At 57.8% G+C, this 2,618-nt stretch carries 4 protein-coding genes; all 4 read left to right on the plus strand.

The window, feature by feature from the left end; translation table 11 throughout:
- Positions 1 to 1,860, plus strand: a 1,860-nt coding sequence (locus IBX54_RS14290) for a tetratricopeptide repeat protein (RefSeq protein WP_296543323.1), incomplete at its 5' end; no start/stop codon positions are given.
- 58 nt (positions 1,861 to 1,918) lie between these two features.
- Entirely contained in the window at positions 1,919 to 2,197 is a 279-nt protein-coding gene (locus IBX54_RS14295; RefSeq protein ID WP_296543324.1) for a BrnT family toxin, read from the plus strand.
- Complete coding sequence (locus IBX54_RS14300) at positions 2,172 to 2,444, plus strand: BrnA antitoxin family protein (RefSeq protein ID WP_296543325.1); 273 nt, start codon at positions 2,172 to 2,174, stop codon at positions 2,442 to 2,444. Before IBX54_RS14295 ends, IBX54_RS14300 begins: the two co-directional genes overlap by 26 nt.
- A 17-nt stretch (positions 2,445 to 2,461) precedes the next feature.
- A partial coding sequence (locus tag IBX54_RS14305; protein ID WP_296543326.1) for an SEC-C metal-binding domain-containing protein occupies positions 2,462 to 2,618 on the plus strand: 157 nt, incomplete at its 3' end.

The following is a 2,618-nucleotide window of genomic DNA, read 5'->3' on the forward strand; positions in this document are numbered from 1 at the left end:
TCCGCTGGCCCGGGTTACCACTGCCATCAGGGTCATGTACTGCGGTCGCAAGGCCGACTGAACGAGGCCATACAGTGCTACCGGCAGGCGCTGCTGATGCAGCCTGATTTTGGCGAAGCCCATTATTGTCTGGGCGATACCTTTCAGGCGCTGGGGCGCTTCGACGAAGCCTTGGCGAGCTACCAACAGGTGCTTTTACGCCAGCCCAATCTGGTCGAGGCGCATTGCAACATGGGCATCACGCTCCAGTCGCAAGGCAAACTCGACGAAGCAGTGGCGAGCTATCGCAAGGCCCTGTTGCTCAGGCCTTCTTTGGCCGAGGTCCACGCCAATCTGGGCAACGCGCTACAAGCGCAAGGCCTGCTGGACGAGGCCATTGCCAGCTACCGCCAGGCCCTGTTGCTCAAGCCATCCATTGCCGAGGCCTGGTACAACCTGGCCAATGTGCTGGGTCTGCGAGCCCAGCTGGATGAGGCCGTCCATTGCTACCAGCAAGCGCTTTTGCTCAGGCCAGATTACGTTGATGCCCATTGCAATCTTGCAACCACACTGGTGGCTCTAGGCCGCTTTGACGAGGCTATTGCCAGCTACCGCCAGACACTCTTGCACAAGCCGGATTTTGCCGAAGCGCACAGTACGCTCTTGTTCAACATGCAATATTCAAGCACCTGTTCGCCAGCAGAGATGTTTCGCGAACATCAGCGCTATGCGCAAACTTTCGAGGCACCGCTCAAGCCTTTCTGGCAGGCTCACGCCAACAGCCGTGAGCCACTGAAACGGCTCAGGGTGGGTTATGTCTCGGCGGATTTTTGCACCCATGTGGTGGCATCTTTCTTTGAGCCAATTCTGGCCAGCCACGACCCAGCTCAGTTCGAAATATTCGGCTATTACAACAGCGCACAGCGCGACAGCCATACCGACTGGATTGCCGCCCACATGACCCACTTCATGGTCTGCAACACCCTGTCTGACGATGCGCTGGCAGAACGCATCCGTGCCGACCGCATTGACATCCTGGTGGACCTGTCGGGGCACACAGCCAACAACCGGTTGCGCGTATTTGCCCGCAAGCCCGCACCGGTGCAAGTCACCTGGATCGGCTACCCTGGCAGCAGCGGCTTGACCGCCATGGATTACCGCATTACCGATGCCTGGCAAGACCCGCCGGGCCAGACCGAGTGTTACCACAGCGAAACCCTGGTGCGCCTGCCAGGTGGCGCGCTGACCTTTCAGCCCGAGTCAAACTTGCCCGAGGTCAATGCGCTACCCGCCTTAAGCACCGGCGAGCTGGTTTTTGCCTCGCTCAACAACCTGAGCAAAGTCAACCCGGCCGTGGTCAATTTGTGGGTGCGTATCCTGCACGCACTGCCCCTGTCCCGGCTGATGCTTGGCAACGTGAACGACAGCCGCATCCAGCAGCATCTTCTCGGCATGTTCGAGCAAGCAGGCATTGGGCCGGAGCGCCTGATGCTGCAGCCAAAGCTACCCATGGCCGACTACCTGGCCTTGCACCATCAGATTGACATCGCACTCGACCCGTTTCCGTACAACGGTGGCGCCACCACCATGCATTCACTGGCGATGGGCGTGCCGGTGATCACCCTGCCAGGTCAGCACGCAGTCTCGCGCTTTACTGCTGCCGCATTGGCACGCGTGGGGTTGCCCGAGTTCATAACTCACACTGATGACGAGTACTTGCAATGCACCCTTAAATTTGCGCAAGACCTGCCTGCCCTGAACCACATCAGGCAATCGCTGCGCGAACGCATCATTGGCGCGGCCTGGGAGCCAGCCAACATCACCCGCCACCTGGAAGCCGCTTACCGCGAGATGTGGCGCACATGGTGCAGCCGCACATAGTCGGCATCAGGGTGAATCACAATTGCTGCATTGATTTATTGGATGTACACTAAATACTATGAAAATCACCTTCGATCCGGTCAAAAACGAGCGGAACATCGTTCAGCGTGGCCTGAGTTTTGATAGGGTGATTGAATTTGATTTTGAAACGGCAAAAGTATGGCAAGACACTCGCCAAAGGTACTCAGAATCGCGCGTCGTCGCGCTGGGTTACCTCGGTACACGGCTACACGTGCTGGTATTTTGCGAAACAGATGAAGGTATTCGTGTTATCAGCTTTCGCAAGGCAAATCCAAGAGAAGGAGTTAAACATGGTTTCGCGCTTACCCGTGATTGATGATGATGGTGAAGTAGGAGACCTCTCAAAGGTTGATCCATCCGCATTCAAACCTTTTTCGGCGCTACCTGCGTCTTTACAAGCCAAGCTACGTGGCAGGCCGAAGGCGGCCACCACCAAGGAGCCCATCAAAATCCGGCTCGATGCTGATGTGGTGCAGGCCTTGCGTGCCACTGGCGACGGTTGGCAAACCCGGATCAACGACACCCTGCGAGCCTCGTTGCAATTGGCTGGACGCTTGAGTTGACCAAAAACCGCACGTCAATGACAAAACCCGACCGCAACGCCCCGTGCCCCTGCGGCAGCGGCAAAAAATACAAGCACTGCTGCCAGGCCAAAGACGCGGCGCAGGCGGCCAGTGCACGGGCCAGCAGGGCTTTCATTCCCGGCACGCTGCAAATGGCCATCGGTCAGCATCAAG

Source organism: Rhodoferax sp. (assembly GCF_014859475.1).
Lineage (GTDB): Bacteria > Pseudomonadota > Gammaproteobacteria > Burkholderiales > Burkholderiaceae_C > Rhodoferax.